Below are 19,244 nucleotides of genomic sequence, written 5' to 3'. Positions count from 1 at the left end.
CGTGCTCATCGATGGGGCGAGCACAGCCAACTATACTGACCTCCAGCATCTGACAGGGAGTGTCTTGTATGAAATGGCTGCTCGTTTCCACCTGCACGTTGGCGCTATGCTGCGCCAGCGTGCAGGCATCCCGCCTCTCCGAATACATCGCCAGCCCCGAGCTGCGGGCAAAATTGCAGGAAGTGTATGGTGGTCGTGCCATTCAGCGGGCCGAGGCATTTTCGCGTCTGCTCACGCCCAGGGCCGGTACCACAGATCAGCAGAAGATCGAGCTGGTGAACAACTACTTCAACAACCTGACCTATAGCGATGATCCCAGATTGTGGGGAGAAACGGATTACTGGGCCAATCCGCTGGAGTTTATCGGCGCCCGCGGTGGCGACTGCGAGGATTACAGCATCTCCAAGTACTACACCCTGATGGAGCTGGGGGTGGATGAGAAGAAGCTGCGGCTGGCCTACGTCAAGGCGGTGCGTTACAACCAGTTCCACATGGTGACGCTCTACTTCGCGACCCCCAAGTCGGATCCGCTGGTACTCGACAACATCAACAGCCGGATCCTGCCCGGCAGCAAGCGAACCGACCTTATCCCCGTCTACAGCTTTGATGCCAAAAGCATCTGGATCATGAAGTCCCGCCGTGAAGGGACGCTGGCTGGCAGTGCCGACAGGCTGGCGCAGTGGACGTCGATGAAGACCCGATTCTCCAGCGAGCAACTGCGCTCCCCTCGCCGCGAGCTATAGCTTGCCCGCGGTTTTCAACTCCTCGAAATATTTGGCCGCGCCCGGATGCTGGTCGATGCTCAGCACCGGGCCGGTCTTATTGCGTGCCTGGTGGAACAGGTTGGCGTAGCCGTAGGTCTGCTCATTGAACTTGGTTTGCTGGGTCAGCATGGCCTTGGTCAGGCGGTAAACATCGGCTTCCGGCGTGCTGGCGGTGGTCACCAGGGTAGCTGCGATGGCAAAGGTCGGCGTCGCCTTGAGGTTGCCCGGGTAGATGCGCGCAGGCACCTGGCTGCGCTGGTAATACTTCACCCCCTTGAGCAGCTGATCCCGGGTCGCTCCCTCGATCGGCAGAAAACGCACGGCGCAGCGTTTGGCTGTATCCAGCACGATGCGGTTGGGGTGACCCATCACCAGGCCATAGGCATCGATCTGCTTGCTGCACAGCGACTCGGCCAGATTGGCCACGCTCTTGAGATCGAGATCCTGCTCCTTGGTGCCCAGCACGTTGAACAGGGCGAGCGCCGTCTGGCGGGTGCCTGAGCTCTTGAGCCCCATGTCGATGGGGGCCAGCTTGAGCTGCTCCAGGCTGGTGATATCGCCGTCAGCCCTTACCACTATGGTGAAGGGTTCGGCGTGGGTGGCGAAGATGGCTCTGAGCTCTGGCTGTGGCTGACTGGCATACGGACCCAGGCCGTGACTGGCCTGATAAAGCCAGTCCGACTGCACCAGCGCATAGCGGGTCTCGCCACTCTTCAGCTGGCGCAGATTTTCGATGGAACCCGAGGTCGCCTGCAGCTTGCACTGCAATCCGGCATCGCTCTTGTTGGCCAGCCGGCAGAACTCTTTGGCGATCTGGTGATAGATCCCCTGCTCACCGCCGGTGGCGATGGTCATAGTGTCGGCCAGCAGCGGCAGTGGGCACAGCAGAGCGAGCAACAATCCGGTCTTGTTCATCATGCCTCCTTGCTGGCGTAGCCATCGATGCCCCAGTTGCGCAGGGTATCGATATCCTGAATGTCGCCGGCCTCCGCCAGCAGGGTGTAGCCCGCGCTGTGCAGACACTGGGCTACCAGATTCCAGTAGAGCGGGGCTTGGGTTGGCTGGCAGCTGATAAAGACAGGGTTGATGGGGTCGAGCTGATTGAAGGTCTCGTTGGTCATCGGGATGGCGCTGAAGGCCATCTCCACGCCCTGTTCCTGCAAGGCGGCCAGCCGCTCCTGGGCAAGGGGCGGCACATGTTCCTGATCCCAGCGCCAGTCGAGGGTCTTGCCTCTGCCCTTGGCCAGCAGGGCAGAAAATTGCGTCCAGTCAGCGTGGCCGAGCAGGCTGAGCGGCAGTTGCAGCCCCTCGACCGTGTGGTGCAACCACAGATCGAGCAGGTGCCGGATCTCGTCCGGCGAGCTGTCCAGCGAGGGGGTGACCTCTGGAATGAGGCGGCTGTAGAGGCGAATACTGCCCTGGGTCGAGAAGAAATGTTGTTGCAGCAGGCCTTCTCCCACCTCAGTCAGAGTTTGCAGGGGCTGATTTGATATGGCGACCTGTTTGCTGAGCTGGCTTATCTTGAGCCGCTGTTGCAGCAGATCCCGTTTGCGTTCGGACACCAGCTGGTTGACCGAGGCCACCAGCTCCTTGAGATCCTGCAGCCAGGGGGAGGCCAGATTGCCGCTGAACTGACGCTTGCGGATCTTCACCAACTGCTGGTTGATCTGCTCGAGCGGGCGCAGCAGCCGGTTGCAGACCCAGGAGATCACCAGAGTGAATACCAGCAGACCGGCCAGCAGCGCCGTGCCGGTACGGCTGATGGCATTCCACAGGTGCTGGTAGGCATAACCCGTGTGCCCTTCCAGGGTGAGGGTGCCCAGCATGCGCCAGCCATCGGTCAGCTCCTGCTCAATTTTTACCGGCGGCATGTCGATAACAGAGGGGAGCCAGGCCGGCACGTTTTGCTGCGCCGTGTGGAAGACCTTCTGAAACAGCACTTGGCCATCGGGATCCAGCAGGGTGACTGCACTGACGAAGCCGCCATCGAACATGGCGTTGACGATGGTTTCGGCCAGTACCTTGTCATCGTTGAGCAGGGTGCCCTGCAGCACCAGGCCGAGGGCGGTGATGGCGGTTTCCAGATTGGCAGACATCTGATCGAGGATGGACTGGCGTACCGTGGTGACCTCCAGCATGAACAGCAGGATGGCCCCAGCCAGGAACAAGATCAGGATGATTCGATTTAACAGTTTCGCTAACGACATATCCACTCCATGGAAAAGTTATCGCAACATGCTGAAACCTTGGGTCTGATGCGAGCGGACCCGGCTCTTAAAAATAGGAAAAAAATGGTTAAAAAAGACGATCATTTCTGCCCATAAAGGAATGTTATGCATAAAATGTGAGGTTCATGCAGATTGCTATGAACTAATTGTGAGTATTTAGGTCAAACAATCAGTTTTATACGGTTTCATAACAAACAAACTGACCACTAACACCCTTAGATCTAATGACAGGATAGCGGATGAAACGTCTCCGTCCCTTGGTAGCGCAGGCTGCCAATTGGGAACCCCCGGTTCCCCGCAAACACTTTTACGCCATGCTATTGCTGACCGCGATGACGCTGTCAGCGGTAGCCATATTGCCAGCGCCGGGTGACATCCTGGAGCGGCCATTGCGTCTGGAGTTGCCGATCGCCACCAACGGCACCGCAACCAACGAAGACAATACGGACTTCAACGACATCCCGGATCACGAGCTGGTGGAAGCCGCGACCCCGGAAGATGACATCCCGACCGATGCCACCCCCCAGTGGCAGGATTATCGGGTACGAAACGGCGAAAACCTGACCACCATCTTCAACAACCTGGGTCTCTCCACCACCACCCTCTACAAGGTGCTGGATGCCGATACCAAGAACAATCTGGCACGTCTCAAGCCCGGCCAAACCATCGAGCTGCTGATCGATCAGGACAACATACTGCAGCAGATGAAGATTCGTCTGAATATCAAGCAGACCCTGATCCTGGAACGCACCGATGACACCTACAGCGCCAACATGCTCAACGAAGAGGTGGAGTGGCAGAAGAAGGGGTATGACGGGGTCATCAACGGCAGTTTTTACGTCAGTGCCCGCAATGCGGGGATCCCGGCCAACCACATCCAGAAGATTGCCAACCTGTTCCAGTGGCGGCTCAACTTCGCCAAGGATCTGAAAAAGGGTGACAAGTTCAAGGTGCTGGTGCGCCAGGAGACGGTCGAGGGCAAGAGCACCGGCAATACCCAGCTGCTGGGGGTGGAAGTGTTCAGCCAGGGCCAGAGCGTGTCTGCCTGGTTGTCTGAAGATGGCAACTACTACGATGGCCAGGGCAACAGCCTGGAGCGCGGCTTCCGCCGTTATCCGACCCACAGCCGCTACCGGGTCAGCTCCAGCTTCAACCCGAACCGCCGTCACCCGATCACCGGCCAGGTACGCCCCCATGAGGGCACCGACTTTGCCCTGCCGGTCGGCACCCCCGTGATGGCAACCGGTGACGGTGTCGTGCTGAAGGCGACCAGCCACCCGCTGGCCGGCACCTATGTGGTGATCAAGCACGGTCGTACCCTGATGACCCGCTACCTGCACCTGAGCAAGCTGCTGGTCAAGCCGGGCCAGAAGGTGAAGATGGGTGACAAGATTGCGCTCTCCGGCAACACCGGTCGTTCCACCGGTGCCCACCTGCACTACGAGGTGCGGATCAACAACCGTCCGGTCGATGCCATGAAGGTCAAGCTGCCGATGGCGGAACCGCTCTCCGGCAAGGAGAAGCGCCAGTTCCTCGCCAAGGTGAAGAGCTATCGCAAGGAGATGGAGGCCGGTTGATGCCTCTGTCGCCGAAATAAAAAGGCCCCGCCACTCTGGTGGGGCCTTTTTATTGGCTGATGGCCATCAATAGCCCTTGTCGAAGTCTATCTTGCCGTCCAGCGGCTGGCCGTCGATGAAGCGGATGTAGTTGCGCACGAAGATCTGGGCCACATCCTCGGGGAAGCTGTAGGCGCTGTTGTGCGGCGTGATGATGAGATTGGGCTGGCCCCAGAGCGGGCTGTCGGCGGGCAGCGGCTCCTGTGTGAACACGTCCAGCACCGCCATGCCCAGCTTGCCGGTGCGCAGCGCCGTGAGCAGGTCACCCTCGTGGATGGCGTTGCCGCGCCCCACGTTGAACAGGATGGCACCTGCTTTGCAGTGTTCGAAACGGGGAGCGGTGAAGAGGTGATGCGTCTCGCGGGTGGCGGGCAGGACGCTGACGATGACATCGGCCTGTGCCAGCACCTTGTTGAGGGCCGGCAGCTGATACACCTGATCGAAGCCGGCCCGCTCGCGGCCGCTGCGGCTGATGCCAAGCACCTTCATGCCGAAGTGCTTGCCGGTGTGGGCTATGTGTTGGCCTATGCTGCCGGTGCCCAAGATGAGTAAGGTGCGTCCCTTGAGGCCGTGATAGGGGTGGCTTTGCCACAGCCGTTGCTTCTGTTGCTCCCGATAGAGCGGCAGCTGGCGCATCAGGCTGAGGAGATGGCCAAACACGTATTCGCTCATCAGCGGACCGAAGATGCCGCGCACGTTGGTGAGCTGATAGTCGCGGCGGCAGCTGGCATCCAGCAGCACGTCGACTCCGGCGTAGGTGGACTGCAGCCAGCTGAGCTTGCCGGCCTTGGCCAGCAGCGGTTTGGCCCGCGCCGGTTCTGCCATCAGGATGTGGGCTTCGCCGATCAATTTTTCGGCCTCGCCCTGGTTGTCGGCCCGCAGAATGCGCAAATGGGGGAGGTGGGCCGCCTTGAGCAGGCGCTCGTAGTGAGCATTGTCCTGGCTGAGCAAAAGAAGGGTACGTTGACTCATACTCTTGTTCCTTATCAGATTTGCGGCGCGGGAGAGAGGCCGCTCTGTCCTCATCTTACCCGAGTTGACCGGCCAACATAGCCGACCAGGCCGCTTTTTCGTTTTCGCGCGGCCCCTCGTGGGCTACAATCTGCCCCACATTTTGCAAAGGATCCGACTCCAGTGTTTGGTGACAAGTTTTATAAGCGACTGGCCGAGCTACAGCCTTGGCAACAGACCGTCTACACCCTGGCGCTGGCAGAGCGCATGTACCCCAACTATGCGCTGTTTTCCCAGGCCTCCGGTTTCGGGGATGCGAAGGCATTTCGCCACGCCCTGGATCAGATGTGGAATTACCTGACGGTGAAGGGTTCCCGCGTCAATCTGGGGGCGATCCTGGAGGCGTTTGAAGTCTATATTCCCGAGCCTGGCAAATTCGAGTCCTACGGTGCCTATCCGGCGCTGGATGCCTGCGTGGCGCTGGGCTGTGCCTACAACTCGGTGATCTGCCGGGTGGGTGAAGAGGCCAACGATGCCAGCCATGCGTCGGTCGGTACCGTGGCCGGTTTCATCGAGATGCTGGAAGAGCGCGACCTCACCGACGAGGAGCTCTACGAGCACGAATACATGGAAGCCGAGCTGGAGTTCCAGGTCGAGCTGCTCAAGCGGGTTGCCCATGAGCGCGACAGCGACCTTATTCTGGCGATCCGCACCTTTGCGGCCCAGGATGGCGTCTCCAATATCGGCATCAGCCTGGAAGAGTGATCACACTCCCCCGGCCCATAAAAAAAGCTCCCGTTCGGGAGCTTTTTTATGCCCGCTCCTCGGTGAGGGGCCGGACGCTCAGCACCGGGGCCGCGTCTATCTCGTCAGCATTCATCATGGCCGAGATGCGCTGCAGGGAAGAGAGCAACAGGGTCTGTTCCCAGACCTCAAGTGCCTGAAAGCGCTGGATGAAGCGCTCCTGCAGCGGGGTGGGCGCCTGGGCCAGCAGGGCGCGGCCTGCGTCAGTCAGCGTCGCATGCACCTTGCGCTTGTCGGTTTCGCTGCGGATGCGCTGCACCAGCTGGCGGCTCTCGAGGCGGTCCATGATGGTGGTGGCGGTGGCCTGGCTCATGTTGGTGTGATCCGCCAGCTGGCGCATGGAGATCTGGCCCAGCTCGTCGATCCCCTTGAGCAGCAAGAGCTGGGGCGAGGTCAGGCCGGCCTCCTTGATCAAGCGCTTGGAGTGCATGTCGATGGCACGAATTATCTGGCGCAGGGCGACCAGCACTTCATCATGTTTTTCCATGGGGAACGAATCGTCGAGGGGCTGTTGAGAGGCGCAAAATTCTCCGCCTAATTCGTCACAAGGTCAATATGGTTTTTACTGTAATGATTTCTGCTCTAATTATTTTTGTGTTAGGTTAGCGGGCATTTTCCGAATTTTGACCCGACCTTTGAGGAGCAAGATGATGAGTGACGAACTGGACATCAAGTCGCTGGCGGCCGACCTTCGGGTGGTCAGAGTGCGTTATGAACTGCCTGATACCTCGGCTTTCGTGCGTTACCAGCCTGCCTATGATGAAGACCCCAACAACCTCAAGGTGCACCACTACGATGGTGAGCTGCCTCTCTCCTGTAGCGAGACTGGTTCTTTCAACCTAAAGGAGTTGGTGAATGAATTACGTTACGCCTATGTGCTGGTGCACCTCTTCCCGGACGAGAGCGCGATGAACTTCTATCTGACCGGGCTTGATACCGGTCTGGCCCAGCTGGAGTTCATCGGCGGCTCCTACGACTTCAACCGGCTCTGGATCACCAGCGGCATTTCCAATCTGGGCGTGCCCATGGCCATCTTCCTCGGCAAGCGTCATGCGGTGAATGGCCAGCCTTCGGTCAGCCTGGTGGACCACCGGGTGCAGACGGCCGGCAAGCTGGTCTACCGCGCCATCGGCGGTGCCGGCGATCACGTGGGTGAAGACTTTTTCAACAACGACTAAGGAGGCCAGATGAGAGCAAGCAAAGGGCTATTCAAAGGCCTCAACCCGACCATGGCCATGACGGCGCTCACCGTCATCACCCTGTTCCTGCTGTTCGGGGTGTTCGTCCCCGAAACCGCCGCCAGCTGGTTTGTCGGCGCCAAGGATCAGATCATTGCCGGGTTTAAGTGGTACTACATTCTGGTGGTCGCCCTGTTCCTGTTCTTCGCTGTCTACCTGATGTTCAGCCGCTTTGGCAGCATCCGGCTGGGTGACGACGACCAGGTACCGGAGTTCGGCTACTTCGCCTGGTTTGCCATGCTGTTCAGTGCCGGCATGGGCATAGGCCTGGTGTTCTGGAGCATCGCTGAGCCGATGAACCACCTGCAGGGCAACCCCTTCATCACCGAAGGGATGACTCCGGAAGCGGCCCAGATCGCCATGCGCCTCACCTTCTTCCATTGGGGCCTGCATCCCTGGGCCATCTACGTGATCGTCGGCCTGTCGCTCGCCTTCTTCAGCTATCGGCGCAAGCTGCCGCTGGCTATCCGCTCCGTGCTCTATCCGCTGCTCGGCGATCGCATCTACGGCTTCTGGGGCCACGCCGCCGACGTGCTGGCGGTGTTCGGCACCGTGTTCGGGGTGGCCACCTCCCTTGGCCTGGGGGTCTCCCAGATGAACACAGGTCTCAACCAGATGTTCGGCATGGAGGTATCGCAAGCAAACCAGCTCTGGCTCATCGGCGGCATCAGCCTGATCGCCACCCTGTCGGCGGTTTCCGGGGTCGGACGGGGGGTCAAGCTGCTCTCCGAGCTCAATATCTGGCTGAGCGTGTTCGTGCTGGGTCTCTTCCTGGTGCTGGGGCCGACCACCTACATCCTCAACGCCTATGTGCAGAACATCGGTGACTACCTGCAAAACATCGTCAAGCTGAGCTTCTGGACCAATACCGAGGCCAACGGCACCTCGGCCTGGCAGTCGAGCTGGACCGCCTTCTACTGGGGCTGGTGGATTGCGTGGGCGCCGTTTGTCGGCATGTTCATCGCCCGCATCTCCAAGGGGCGTACCATCCGTGAATTCGTGCTCGGCGTGCTGCTGGTGCCCTCGCTGCTCGGCATGTTCTGGCTCACCGTGTTCGGCGGTACCGCCATGAATCTGGAGCTGTTCGGTGTTGGTGGCGTGGTGGCCGCGGTCAATCAGGACGTGACCCTGGCGCTCTACCAGACGGTGGAACTGCTGCACTGGGAGACCTTCGGCTGGATCGCCAAGGGGGTGCTGACCCTGCTGATCTGTACCTACTTCATCACCTCCAGTGACTCGGGTACCCTGGTGATTACGACCCTGCTCTCCATCGGCGATCAGGATCCTCCCGTGCTGCACCGCGCCATCTGGGGGCTGGGTCAGGGGCTGGTGGCCGCCATCCTGCTGGTCTCCGGCGGGCTGGCCGCCCTGCAAGCCGCCAGCATCATAGCGGCGCTGCCCTTCTCGGTAATCATGCTGGCCATGTGCTACTCGCTGATGCTGGGGCTCAAGCAGGAGAGCCAGCACCAGTTCGAATACCGGCAAAAGCTCAAGCGTCACGATGGTTCAACCCACATGAGCCTGCTGGAGCGGATCGGGCCGGCCTGACCTGGCTTTATCCTATTCAGGGTGCCATCAAGCAGCCAAACAAAAGGGGAACCTCGCGGTTCCCCTTTTTCATGACTGATCAGCTGTCGCTGGTCACAGCATCTGTTTGAGGCGATAGAGCAGATCCAGCGCCTGCCGCGGGGTGAGCTCGTCCGGGCGCACCGCTTCCAGCTCATCGACTACCGGATGGCTCTGGGGTGCCATGGCCACCGGGGCCGGACGGCTTTCACCGGCTGCGACCGGGGTGGCACCCTCCAGCTCATGCAGTTTGTGGCGGGCCTGCTGGATCACCGATTTCGGTACCCCTGCCAGTGCCGCCACTTGCAGACCGTAGGAGCGGCTGGCCGCCCCTTCCTGCACCGCGTGCATAAAGGCGATGGTGTCGCCGTGCTCTACCGCATCGAGGTGGACGTTGGCCAGCCCGTCCATCAGCTCCGGCAGGCGGGTCAGCTCGAAGTAGTGGGTGGCGAACAGGGTGTAGGCGCCGATCTTGCTCGCCAGCTGTTCGGCGCAGGCCCACGCCAGCGAGAGGCCGTCATAGGTGCTGGTGCCGCGACCTATCTCGTCCATCAGCACCAGGCTGCGGGCGGTGGCGTTGTTGAGGATGTTGGCGGTCTCGGTCATCTCCACCATAAAGGTGGAACGGCCGGAGGCGAGATCGTCCGACGCCCCGATGCGGGTGAAGATGCGGTCGATGGGGCCGATGCGGGCGCTGTCGGCCGGCACGAAGGCACCGATGTGGGCCAGCAGCACGATCAGCGCGGTCTGGCGCATGTAGGTGGATTTACCGCCCATGTTGGGGCCGGTGATAATCAGCATCCGCCGCTCCCGCTCCAGCCGGATGGGGTTGGCGATGAAGGGGTCGGTCATCACCTGCTCCACCACCGGATGGCGGCCCGCCTCGATGATGATCTGATCCTCATCGATGAGCGTCGGGCAGCGGTAGTCCAAGGTCTCGGCCCGCTCCGCCAGGTTGGCCAGCACGTCCAGTTCCGCCAGTGCTGCGGCAGACTCCTGTAGATCGCCCAGATGCGGCAGCAGGGCATCGAGCAGCTCTTCGTAGAGGCGTTTTTCCAGCGCCAGCGCCTGGGCCTGGGCGGTGAGCACCTTGTCCTCGTACTTTTTAAGCTCGTCGATGATGTAGCGTTCGTTGTTCTTGAGGGTCTGACGGCGGATATAGTGGGCCGGCACCAGGTGGCTGTTGGCACGGCTCACCTCGATGTAGAAGCCGTGCACCTTGTTGTAGCCCACCTTGAGGGTGTTGATGCCGGTCAGCAGCCGCTCGCGCTCCTCGATGCGGGCCAGGCTGGCGGTGGCGCCGTTGGCCAGATCCCGCAGCTCGTCCAGCTCCTGGTTGAAGCCGTCGCGGATGACGCCGCCATCGCGGATCAGCACAGGCGGCACCTCCATCACGGCGCGCTCCAGCAGGTCGAGCAGCTCGGGGAAGGTGCTGGCGCGTTCGCGCAGCTGCTGCACCGCCTCGTGTTCGCTCTCCGCCAGCAGGCGCTGCAATTCGGGCAATTGGGCGAAGGCCTGCCGCAGGCGGGTGAGGTCGCGCGGGCGGGCCGAGCGCAGAGCCAGGCGCGCCAGCACCCGCTCCACGTCGCCGACCTGGCGCAGCAAGCCGCCCAGCTCGTCATAGAGGTTCTGCTCGATGAGCTCCTTGATGGTGCTCTGGCGACCTTTGAGGATCACCCGGTCGCGGATCGGCTGGTGGATCCAGCGCTTGAGCAAGCGGCTGCCCATCGGGGTGGCGGTGCAGTCCAGTACGGCGGAGAGGGTGTTGTCGTGGCCACCGGCCAGATTCTGGGTCAGCTCCAGATTGCGGCGGGTGGCCGCATCCATGATGACCGCATGATCGGGCTGCTCAAGGCGCACGCTGCGAATGTGGGGCAGGGCGGTGCGCTGGGTGTCTTTCACGTATTGCATCAGGCAGCCGGCGGCGCACAGGGCGGTCTCGCTCTGCTCGACGCCGAAGCCCACCAGATCCTGAGTGCCGAACTGCTGGCACAAGAGCTTGCGGGCGGTGCCGAGCTCGAACTCCCACTCCGGACGGCGGCGCAGACCGCGGCGCCCCTCGACATGGTGCAGGAAGGCGAAGGATTCGGGGTAGAGCAGCTCCGCCGGATTGGTGCGCTGCAGCTCCGTCAGCAGGGTCTCTTCTTTCTCGAACTGGTTGATGAAGAAGCGGCCGGAGCCGATGTCCATGGTGCCGTAGCCGAAGCGGCGACCATCGTGATAGACGGCGGCGATCAGGTTGTCCTGTCGCTCGCTGAGCAGCGCCTCGTCGGAGACGGTGCCCGGGGTGATGATGCGGATCACCTTGCGCTCCACCGGCCCCTTGCTGGTGGCAGGATCCCCTACCTGCTCGCAGATGGCGGCCGACTCGCCGAGCTGCACCAGCTTGGCCAGATAACCCTCGATGGCGTGATAGGGAACGCCCGCCATCGGGATGGGGCTGCCGGCCGACTGGCCGCGCTTGGTCAGGGAGATGTCGAGCAGCTGGGAGGCCTTGCGGGCATCGTCATAGAACAGCTCGTAGAAGTCGCCCATCCGATAGAACAGCAGGATCTCCGGGTTCTCGGCCTTGAGGGTCAGATACTGCTGCATCATGGGCGTGTGGGCGCTGAGATTGGCGCCTGGCGCGGTGCCGGTAGCTTGGTGTTGTGCGGTCATGTGCGATTCCAGAAGGGGCCTCTGCGGGCCAGTGTCTGCGGTGATGAGCCTTGAACTTGATGGCGCCATTCTACACATAAGCAGGGCGGCGGGGGAGGTCGGGTTCCGGGGTTGTCTCTAGCTGAGCGGGTCTTGGTGCTGCACATCGATGCCGGTGGGGGTCTGCCCGGCGGTTGCGGGCGGCAGTGACGGGATCGCATAATGTGCCTCTTCAACGACGCAGCAGGAGCCGTGATGAAACTGGATGCAGAGATAGAGCACCTCGCCATCGAGCTGGGTAAGGCCCTCGGTCAGCGCGGTTGGCTGGCGGCAACCGCCGAATCCTGCACCGGTGGCGGGGTGGCGACGGCCATCACCGACATCGCGGGCAGCTCAGGGTGGTTTGATCGCGGTTTTGTCACCTACACCAACGAAGCCAAGCAGCAGATGCTGGGGGTGAGTGGCGAGAGCCTTGAGCAACACGGCGCGGTGAGCGAAGCCGTGGTGCTGGAGATGGCCCGTGGTGCGCTGGCGCACTCCTCTGCCGCCATCAGTGTCGCCATCAGCGGCATCGCAGGCCCTGGCGGCGCAACACCGGGCAAACCGGTCGGCACCGTCTGGTTCGCCTGGGCGGACCGCTCCGGCCGTCATCATTCCCTGCTGGCCCGTTTCGACGGGGATCGCCGGCAGGTGCGCCAGCAGGCGGTGAGACAGGCCTTGTCGGGTCTGTTGGCCCTGCTCAGATAAATTGGGCTTGATACTGTATGAATAGACAGTATACTTAGCCCAACTTCATTTTTACTCACGATTTCCAGCGGAGATTGGCATGGATCAGAACAAACAGAAGGCACTGGCGGCTGCGCTGGGTCAGATCGAAAAGCAGTTTGGCAAAGGCTCCATCATGCGTCTGGGCGACAGCAAGACCATGGACATCGAAGCCATCTCCACCGGCTCCCTCTCCCTGGACGTGGCACTGGGCATCGGTGGCCTGCCGTGCGGTCGTATCGTCGAGATCTATGGCCCGGAATCTTCCGGTAAAACCACGCTGACCCTGCAGGTGATCGCCGAAGCGCAGAAGAAGGGCAAGACCTGTGCCTTCGTCGATGCGGAGCACGCGCTGGATCCCATCTATGCCGCCAAGCTGGGCGTCAACGTCGACGACCTGCTGATCTCCCAGCCGGATACCGGTGAGCAGGCGCTGGAAATCTGCGACATGCTGGTGCGCTCCAACGCCGTTGACGTCATCATCGTCGACTCCGTGGCGGCCCTGACCCCGAAAGCGGAAATCGAAGGCGAGATGGGTGATTCCCACGTCGGCCTGCAGGCCCGTCTGATGTCCCAGGCCCTGCGCAAACTGACCGCCAACATCAAGAATGCCAACTGCCTGTGCATCTTCATCAACCAGATCCGGATGAAGATCGGCGTCATGTTCGGCAGCCCGGAGACCACCACGGGTGGTAACGCGCTCAAGTTCTACGCCTCCGTGCGTCTGGATATCCGTCGTATCGGCGCCATCAAGGAAGGTGACGAAGTGGTCGGTAACGAGACCCGCGTCAAAGTGGTCAAGAACAAGGTGGCCCCGCCCTTCAAGCAGGCCGAGTTCCAGATTTTCTACGGTGCCGGCATTTCCAAAGAGGGTGAGCTGGTGGATCTGGGCGTCAAGCACAAGCTGATCGACAAGGCCGGTGCCTGGTACAGCTACAACGGCGAGAAGATCGGTCAGGGCAAGGCCAACGTCATGAAGCTGTTCGCCGAGAACAAGGCGATGGCTGGCGAAGTGGAAGCCCGCCTGCGCGAGCTGCTGCTCTCCGGTGCCGTACCTGTCGATGACAAGGCTGCACCGGTTGAGGCAGAAGAGTTCGATGCCGAAAGCGAACAAGAGTTCGAATAAGGAACAAAGGAAGGCCGGGTTGATACCCGGCCTTGTTATTTATGGTTGATGAATCTGCTGACAAACCGGTCGAACTCACTTTTGAAGAGCAACTGGCGGCGGCCCGCGCCTTTGCCATGCGCAGTCTTGCTCGCCGCGAAAGCGCCGAGTCCGAGCTGGCCAGACGCCTGCGCCAGCAGGGCTATCAGGAAGAGGTGATCGAGGCGGTCGTCGATTATTGCCGGGGTTATAACTGGGTCAACGACGAGCGTTATGGCGCCATGGCGGTAAGAGCCGGGGCGGCCAAGGGGCACGGTCCCATCAAGATCCGTTTCGAGCTGCGCCGCAAGGGGCTGGATGACAACCAGATTGACGCCGCCTTCGAGCAGCCGGAGCTGGACTGGTTTGAACTGGCCTTGGCACTGTTGGAGCGGCGAGCCAACGTGGCCGACCTTGCCGATTTCAAGCTGCGGATGAAGTGGCTCAAATACCTGCTGGGGCGCGGCTTTACCCAGGAGCAAGGACGCTATGCGTTGAGCGCCTTGCAGGAGCGCGAGCTGTAACCACTCCGTTTCTGCTCTTCTGCAAGCCGTCGCAGCCTGTTGATGGCCTGCAGGGCTGATGGTGGCGCGCTTGCTACCTAGCCCCAACACCAAATACCAAACACCCAGCAGCCAAGATTGTCATGGCGCAGTTCTGCATTTCACAGGATGTCTTTTGCTCGGGTTGTCCGTATCGTCTTTCCCGTCGCCACCATGGACATGATTGCATGTCCTTTGCCGCTGGTGTCTGTGGATTCAGCAACTTGCATCCTGGTGGTAGACGCGGTGAGAGGCTCCTCGGCAGCAGGCCGATTTTCCGCTGCCATCGGCCAGAACCATGGCTGAAAACGCCCCGGTTTGCCTCCCTTTTCTCCCAGCTCCCATTTATGCGCGCTTTTTCACCCGTGGCGGCCCTGTCCGTTTTACTTTACCCCGCAGAAAACTTACATTAATGCGGTTAAAAGTCCGTATTCGAATCAAGCAGGATTTTCCATGTATATGTCCACGTCAGAGATTCGCGCCGCGTTTCTCGAGTATTTCCGTTCCCAGGGGCACCAGGTTGTCTCCTCCAGCTCGCTGGTACCGCATAACGACCCGACCCTGTTGTTTACCAACGCGGGTATGAACCAGTTCAAGGACGTGTTCCTTGGCGCAGACAAGCGTGCCTACAATCGCGCGACGACTTCCCAGCGTTGCGTGCGTGCCGGTGGTAAGCACAACGATCTGGAAAACGTCGGCTATACCGCTCGTCACCACACCTTCTTCGAAATGCTGGGCAACTTCAGCTTCGGCGACTACTTCAAGCAGGATGCCATCAAGTTTGCATGGGGCTTCCTGACCGAGGTGCTGCAGCTGCCGAAAGAGCGCCTGCTGGTGACCGTCTACGCGACTGACGATGAAGCTTTCGACATCTGGGAAAAAGAGGTCGGTGTGCCGGCCGATCGCATCGTGCGCATCGGTGACAACAAGGGCGCACCGTACGCTTCCGACAACTTCTGGGCGATGGGCGATACCGGTCCGTGCGGTCCCTGCACCGAGATCTTCTACGACCACGGCGATCATATCTGGGGTGGCCGTCCCGGCTCACCGGAAGAGGATGGCGACCGTTTCATCGAGATCTGGAACGTGGTGTTCATGCAGTTCAACCGTCAGGCTGACGGCACCATGGAGCCGCTGCCGCGTCCGTCCGTGGATACCGGCATGGGTCTGGAGCGTATCTCCGCCATCATGCAGGGTGTGCACTCCAACTACGAAATCGACATCTTCCAGGCGTTGATCAAGAAAGCGGCCGAGATTGTCGGCACCACCGATCTGAGCAACCAGTCCCTGCGCGTCATCGCGGACCACATCCGCTCCTGCGCCTTCCTGGTGGCAGATGGCGTGATGCCGTCCAACGAAGGTCGCGGCTACGTGCTGCGTCGCATCATCCGCCGCGCCGTGCGTCACGGTCGCAAGCTGGGTGCCACCGAGGTGTTCTTCTACAAACTGGCTGCCGAGCTGGCGGCACAGATGAAGGATGTCGCCGCCGAGCTGATTGCCCAGCTGCCGCTGGTCGAGCGCGTGCTGCGCATCGAGGAAGAGCAGTTTGTGCGTACTCTGGACAGAGGCCTGCTGTTGCTGGAAGACGTGCTGGCCAATCTCGGCGATGCCAAGGTCATTCCGGGCGAGGTGGTGTTCAAGCTGTATGACACTTACGGCTTCCCGGCCGACCTGACGGCCGACGTGGTGCGCGAGCGCGAGATCGGCATCGACGAAGAGGGCTTCAAGGCCGAGATGGAGAAGCAGCGTGCTCGTGCCAAAGAGGCTTCCAGCTTCGGCGTGAACTACAACGAGATGCTCAAGCTCGACTTCGAGACCCCCTTCACCGGTTACAAGACCCTGACCGAGCGCACCCGTGTGGTCGGCATCTACAAGGGCGTGGACGAGGTGAGCGGTCTTATCGCTGGTGACGAAGCTGTCATCGTGCTGGAGCAGACCCCCTTCTACGCCGAGTCCGGCGGCCAGATCGGCGACAGCGGTACCCTGAAAGTGGACGACGGCATCTTTGCCGTGACCGATACCGTCAAAGCGGGCAAGGCGATCATCCACAAGGGCTATATGGAGCTGGGCACCCTGGAGAAAGGGGCCGAGGTCGAAGCCGTGGTCGATGGCGAGCGTCGCCAGGCCATCGCCCTGAACCACTCCGTGACCCACCTGCTGCACGCTGCCCTGCGTCAGGCGCTGGGTGAGCACGTGACCCAGAAAGGCTCTCTGGTGGGCGCCGAGCGCATGCGCTTTGACTTCTCCCACTTCGAGGGGATGACCATGGCGACCATTCGCCGGGTCGAGGAGCTGGTCAACAACCAGATCCGCGCCAACCACGAAATCACTACCCAGCTGATGGACCTGGAAGCCGCCAAGTCCGCCGGCGCCATGGCGCTGTTTGGCGAGAAATACGAAGACGACGTGCGCGTGGTGCGCATGGGCGACTACTCCACCGAGCTGTGCGGCGGTACTCACGCCAAGCGTACCGGTGATATCGGCTTCTTCAAGATCATCGCCGAGAGCGGCATCGCCGCCGGTGTGCGCCGTATCGAAGCGGTGACCGGCAAGGCCGCCATCGACTTCATGCATCAGGTTGGCGAGCAGATCGAAGAAGCTGCCGCCCTGGTGAAAGGCGACCAGTTCTGCATCGCCGACAAGGTACGTCAGGTACTGGACAAGGCCAAGATGATGGAGCGCGAGCTGGAGCAGCTCAAGGCCAAGCTGGCCGCTCAGGCCGGTAACGACCTGCTGGGTCAGGTCATCGAGATCAAGGGTCAGAAGGTGCTGGTTGCAGCGCTGGAAGGGGCCGATCCGAAATCCCTGCGCGGCATGCTGGACGAACTGAAGAACCAGATGAAGTCCGGTGTCGTGCTGCTGGCCACCAGTGGCGAGGGCAAGGTCAACCTGATCGCGGGCGTCACCAACGACCTGACCGGCAAGGTCAAGGCCGGTGAGCTGGTCAATCTGGTCGCCCAGCAGGTGGGTGGCAAGGGCGGCGGTCGTCCCGACATGGCCCAGGCGGGTGGTACCCAGCCAGAGGCAGTGCCGGCAGCCCTGCAATCCGTACACTCCTGGCTGGAAGAGCGCCTGTAATCGGGCGAGGTGATCTGTGGCACTCTATGTACAGAAGTACGGCGGCACCTCGGTCGGCACGCTGGAGCGGATCGAGGCGGTAGCTGAGCGGGTCGAGCAGACCCGCGCCCAGGGACATGACGTGGTGGTGGTGGTCTCCGCCATGTCGGGCGAAACCAACCGGTTGCTGGGCATGGCCCAGCAGCTGGATCCTGATGCCAACCGGCGCGAGATGGATGTGCTGGTCTCCACCGGTGAACAGGTCACCATAGCGCTGCTGGCGATCGCGTTGAACAAACGCGGTTGTCCTGCGGTCTCAATGACCGGCGATCAGGTTCGCATTCATACCGATTCCGCCTATGGCAAGGCGCGCATCACCCACATCGACACCGAGCAGGTTCAGGCTGAACTGGGCGCGGGCAAGGTGGTGGTGATCGCCGGCTTCCAGGGCCGTGACGAGCATAACGCCATCACGACGCTGGGCCGCGGTGGTTCTGATACCACGGCGGTTGCCGTGGCGGCGGCCATCAAGGCCGATGAATGCCAGATCTTTACCGATGTGGATGGGGTCTATACCACGGATCCGCGGATCGAGCCCAAGGCGCGCCGTCTCGATACCATCACCTTCGAGGAGATGCTGGAGATGGCCAGCCTCGGCGCCAAGGTGCTGCAGATCCGTTCGGTGGAGTTCGCGGGCAAGTACCGCGTACCGCTGCGGGTGCTGTCGAGCTTTGTCGATGGAGAGGGAACCTTAATCACATATGGAGGTGAGAGGATGGAAGCTCCCCTGGTATCCGGGATAGCGTTCAATCGCAACGAGGCGAGCCTGACCATTCTGGGTGTGCCGGACAGGCCCACCGTGGCTGCGCAGATCCTGAATCCGATCAGCGACGCCAACATTGATGTCGACATGATAGTGCAGAACACGCTAGGCGATGGGACCGCCGACTTCACCTTCACGGTGAATCGCGATGACTATCGCCGGGCGCGCGCCCTGCTGGAGGAGACCGCCAGCGAGCTGGGGGCCGCCTGCGTGCAGGGCAACGGTGAGATCGCCAAGGTTTCCATCGTCGGAGTCGGGATGTGGAACCATCCTGGCGTCGCCCGCACCATGTTCAAGGTATTGGGCGAGGAGGGGATCAACATGCAGTTGATTTCCACCTCTGAAATCAAGATATCCGTGGTGATTGACGAGAAGTACCTGGAGCTGGCAGTGCGTGCCTTGCACTCCGCTTTTGGGCTGGATCAGGAGCCTCATGAGCAGCCCTTGGGAAACAATCCCTGATTGATTTAGTTTCAACCATTTACCATATCGGTATCTTTGTAAGATAATGTCGCATATCGATATAAATACAAAACAGGATACAGGAGCAAGCGAATGCTTATTTTGACTCGTCGTGTAGGGGAAACCCTGATGATTGGTGACGAAGTGACTGTCACCGTACTGGGCGTAAAAGGCAATCAGGTTCGTATCGGTGTGAACGCACCGAAAGAGGTCTCCGTACACCGCGAAGAGATCTACCAGCGCATCCAGGCCGAGAAAGTTCCGGGCCAATCCGGCTTCTAAGCGGCGTTAATGGCTGTGACAAGGCGACACCTCATGTGTCGCCTTTTGTTTTTCTGGCGTGCTGAAAATCGCGTCGCAGGGAGCAAAAGAGCGGGATAAGTGTCGATATTGCTTGAATATTCCACGCTTTGACCAAATGCTGAGCGAACGCGCTTTTTTCTCCAAAAAAGTGTTTGACTAAAAATCCCTGTGAAGTATTATCAGCCCCGCAAACGGAGAGGTGGCCGAGAGGCTGAAGGCGCTCCCCTGCTAAGGGAGTATGCGGCTTATACCCGCATCGGGGGTTCGAATCCCCCCTTCTCCGCCATTTGCGCCCGTAGCTCAGCTGGATAGAGTACCTGGCTACGAACCAGGTGGTCAGAGGT

16 protein-coding genes and 1 tRNA gene are annotated in these 19,244 nt (G+C 60.8%); 12 read left to right on the top strand and 5 right to left on the bottom strand.

Annotated elements, in window-relative coordinates; translation table 11 throughout:
- Window positions 1-68 precede the first annotated feature (68 nt).
- Window positions 69-743 (top strand): transglutaminase-like cysteine peptidase, encoded by a 675-nt coding sequence (locus QLG02_RS10835; RefSeq protein ID WP_282465155.1) that lies wholly within the window; start codon window positions 69-71, stop codon window positions 741-743.
- On the opposite strand, the gene QLG02_RS10830 is transcribed toward QLG02_RS10835, so the two are convergent.
- Complete coding sequence (locus tag QLG02_RS10830) at window positions 738-1,679, bottom strand: TAXI family TRAP transporter solute-binding subunit (protein ID WP_077095162.1); 942 nt, start codon at window positions 1,677-1,679, stop codon at window positions 738-740. The genes QLG02_RS10835 and QLG02_RS10830 overlap by 6 nt on opposite strands.
- Window positions 1,679-2,971, bottom strand: a complete 1,293-nt coding sequence (locus QLG02_RS10825; RefSeq protein ID WP_282465154.1) for a LapD/MoxY N-terminal periplasmic domain-containing protein — start codon at window positions 2,969-2,971, stop codon at window positions 1,679-1,681. The genes QLG02_RS10830 and QLG02_RS10825 overlap by 1 nt, the downstream gene beginning before the upstream one ends.
- Before the next feature lie 260 nt (window positions 2,972-3,231).
- Here QLG02_RS10825 and mepM point away from each other — a divergent pair, with 260 nt between their 5' ends.
- Window positions 3,232-4,569 (top strand): murein DD-endopeptidase MepM, encoded by a 1,338-nt coding sequence (gene mepM / locus QLG02_RS10820; RefSeq protein ID WP_016352056.1) that lies wholly within the window; start codon window positions 3,232-3,234, stop codon window positions 4,567-4,569.
- Window positions 4,570-4,635: 66 nt separating this feature from the next.
- On the opposite strand, the gene QLG02_RS10815 is transcribed toward mepM, so the two are convergent.
- Complete coding sequence (locus QLG02_RS10815) at window positions 4,636-5,580, bottom strand: D-2-hydroxyacid dehydrogenase (protein WP_106551741.1); 945 nt, start codon at window positions 5,578-5,580, stop codon at window positions 4,636-4,638.
- Between the two features lie 162 nt (window positions 5,581-5,742).
- Here QLG02_RS10815 and QLG02_RS10810 point away from each other — a divergent pair, with 162 nt between their 5' ends.
- Complete coding sequence (locus tag QLG02_RS10810; RefSeq protein ID WP_282465153.1) at window positions 5,743-6,324, top strand: YjaG family protein; 582 nt, start codon at window positions 5,743-5,745, stop codon at window positions 6,322-6,324.
- 46 nt (window positions 6,325-6,370) lie between these two features.
- Here QLG02_RS10810 and QLG02_RS10805 read toward each other — a convergent pair whose 3' ends face one another.
- On the bottom strand, window positions 6,371-6,850 hold the full coding sequence (locus QLG02_RS10805) for a MarR family transcriptional regulator (RefSeq protein ID WP_011707436.1): 480 nt from the start codon (window positions 6,848-6,850) through the stop codon (window positions 6,371-6,373).
- A gap of 163 nt (window positions 6,851-7,013) precedes the next feature.
- On the opposite strand from QLG02_RS10805, the gene QLG02_RS10800 reads away from it, so the two are divergent.
- Both QLG02_RS10800 and QLG02_RS10795 read left to right on the top strand, forming a co-directional pair.
- Window positions 7,014-7,541, top strand: coding sequence for a hypothetical protein (locus QLG02_RS10800; protein WP_011707435.1), 528 nt, complete (start codon window positions 7,014-7,016; stop codon window positions 7,539-7,541).
- A 9-nt stretch (window positions 7,542-7,550) separates the two neighbouring features.
- Complete coding sequence (locus tag QLG02_RS10795; RefSeq protein WP_268030036.1) at window positions 7,551-9,149, top strand: BCCT family transporter; 1,599 nt, start codon at window positions 7,551-7,553, stop codon at window positions 9,147-9,149.
- A 93-nt stretch (window positions 9,150-9,242) separates the two neighbouring features.
- On the opposite strand, the gene mutS is transcribed toward QLG02_RS10795, so the two are convergent.
- The gene (gene mutS, locus QLG02_RS10790) at window positions 9,243-11,825 is read right to left on the bottom strand and encodes a DNA mismatch repair protein MutS (RefSeq protein WP_282465152.1); all 2,583 of its coding nucleotides are present in this window, start codon (window positions 11,823-11,825) and stop codon (window positions 9,243-9,245) included.
- 234 nt (window positions 11,826-12,059) lie between these two features.
- Between mutS and pncC the strand changes: the two genes are divergently transcribed.
- The 7 genes from pncC (at window position 12,060) to QLG02_RS10755 (ending at window position 19,186) form a co-directional block, all read left to right on the top strand.
- Window positions 12,060-12,551 carry a nicotinamide-nucleotide amidase gene (gene pncC, locus QLG02_RS10785; protein WP_016352049.1) on the top strand — a complete coding sequence of 164 codons (492 nt, stop codon included), beginning with the start codon at window positions 12,060-12,062 and terminating at the stop codon, window positions 12,549-12,551.
- Window positions 12,552-12,630: 79 nt separating this feature from the next.
- The gene (gene recA, locus QLG02_RS10780; RefSeq protein WP_011707431.1) at window positions 12,631-13,695 is read left to right on the top strand and encodes a recombinase RecA; all 1,065 of its coding nucleotides are present in this window, start codon (window positions 12,631-12,633) and stop codon (window positions 13,693-13,695) included.
- A 41-nt stretch (window positions 13,696-13,736) separates the two neighbouring features.
- Window positions 13,737-14,237, top strand: a complete 501-nt coding sequence (locus QLG02_RS10775; RefSeq protein WP_017411244.1) for a regulatory protein RecX — start codon at window positions 13,737-13,739, stop codon at window positions 14,235-14,237.
- Between the two features lie 471 nt (window positions 14,238-14,708).
- Window positions 14,709-17,333, top strand: a complete 2,625-nt coding sequence (gene alaS / locus QLG02_RS10770; protein WP_043127213.1) for an alanine--tRNA ligase — start codon at window positions 14,709-14,711, stop codon at window positions 17,331-17,333.
- Between the two features lie 16 nt (window positions 17,334-17,349).
- A complete protein-coding gene (locus QLG02_RS10765; protein ID WP_011707428.1) occupies window positions 17,350-18,597 on the top strand; it encodes an aspartate kinase in 1,248 nt (415 codons plus the stop codon).
- Window positions 18,598-18,690: 93 nt separating this feature from the next.
- Window positions 18,691-18,879, top strand: coding sequence for a carbon storage regulator CsrA (gene csrA, locus QLG02_RS10760; protein ID WP_005305164.1), 189 nt, complete (start codon window positions 18,691-18,693; stop codon window positions 18,877-18,879).
- A 214-nt stretch (window positions 18,880-19,093) separates the two neighbouring features.
- Window positions 19,094-19,186 (top strand) — tRNA-Ser (locus QLG02_RS10755).
- Window positions 19,187-19,244: the final 58 nt, after the last annotated feature.

It is taken from the genome of Aeromonas sp. V90_14 (assembly GCF_029967615.1).
GTDB classification, from domain to species: Bacteria; Pseudomonadota; Gammaproteobacteria; order Enterobacterales; family Aeromonadaceae; genus Aeromonas; species Aeromonas hydrophila.
Note: the sequence above shows the minus strand (reverse complement) of the source record. Positions and strands in the feature narration are given on the sequence as shown.

Bases quoted from the DNA above. Each gene is read 5' to 3' on its own strand.
- QLG02_RS10835 (WP_282465155.1), top strand. From the start codon at position 69: ATGAAATGGCTGCTCGTTTCCACCTGCACGTTGGCGCTATGCTGCGCC.
- QLG02_RS10830 (WP_077095162.1), bottom strand. From the start codon at position 1,679: ATGAACAAGACCGGATTGTTGCTCGCTCTGCTGTGCCCACTGCCGCTG.
- QLG02_RS10825 (WP_282465154.1), bottom strand. From the start codon at position 2,971: ATGTCGTTAGCGAAACTGTTAAATCGAATCATCCTGATCTTGTTCCTG.
- mepM (WP_016352056.1), top strand. From the start codon at position 3,232: ATGAAACGTCTCCGTCCCTTGGTAGCGCAGGCTGCCAATTGGGAACCC.
- QLG02_RS10815 (WP_106551741.1), bottom strand. From the start codon at position 5,580: ATGAGTCAACGTACCCTTCTTTTGCTCAGCCAGGACAATGCTCACTAC.
- QLG02_RS10805 (WP_011707436.1), bottom strand. From the start codon at position 6,850: ATGGAAAAACATGATGAAGTGCTGGTCGCCCTGCGCCAGATAATTCGT.
- QLG02_RS10800 (WP_011707435.1), top strand. From the start codon at position 7,014: ATGAGTGACGAACTGGACATCAAGTCGCTGGCGGCCGACCTTCGGGTG.
- QLG02_RS10795 (WP_268030036.1), top strand. From the start codon at position 7,551: ATGAGAGCAAGCAAAGGGCTATTCAAAGGCCTCAACCCGACCATGGCC.
- mutS (WP_282465152.1), bottom strand. From the start codon at position 11,825: ATGACCGCACAACACCAAGCTACCGGCACCGCGCCAGGCGCCAATCTC.
- pncC (WP_016352049.1), top strand. From the start codon at position 12,060: ATGAAACTGGATGCAGAGATAGAGCACCTCGCCATCGAGCTGGGTAAG.
- recA (WP_011707431.1), top strand. From the start codon at position 12,631: ATGGATCAGAACAAACAGAAGGCACTGGCGGCTGCGCTGGGTCAGATC.
- QLG02_RS10775 (WP_017411244.1), top strand. From the start codon at position 13,737: ATGGTTGATGAATCTGCTGACAAACCGGTCGAACTCACTTTTGAAGAG.
- alaS (WP_043127213.1), top strand. From the start codon at position 14,709: ATGTATATGTCCACGTCAGAGATTCGCGCCGCGTTTCTCGAGTATTTC.
- csrA (WP_005305164.1), top strand. From the start codon at position 18,691: ATGCTTATTTTGACTCGTCGTGTAGGGGAAACCCTGATGATTGGTGAC.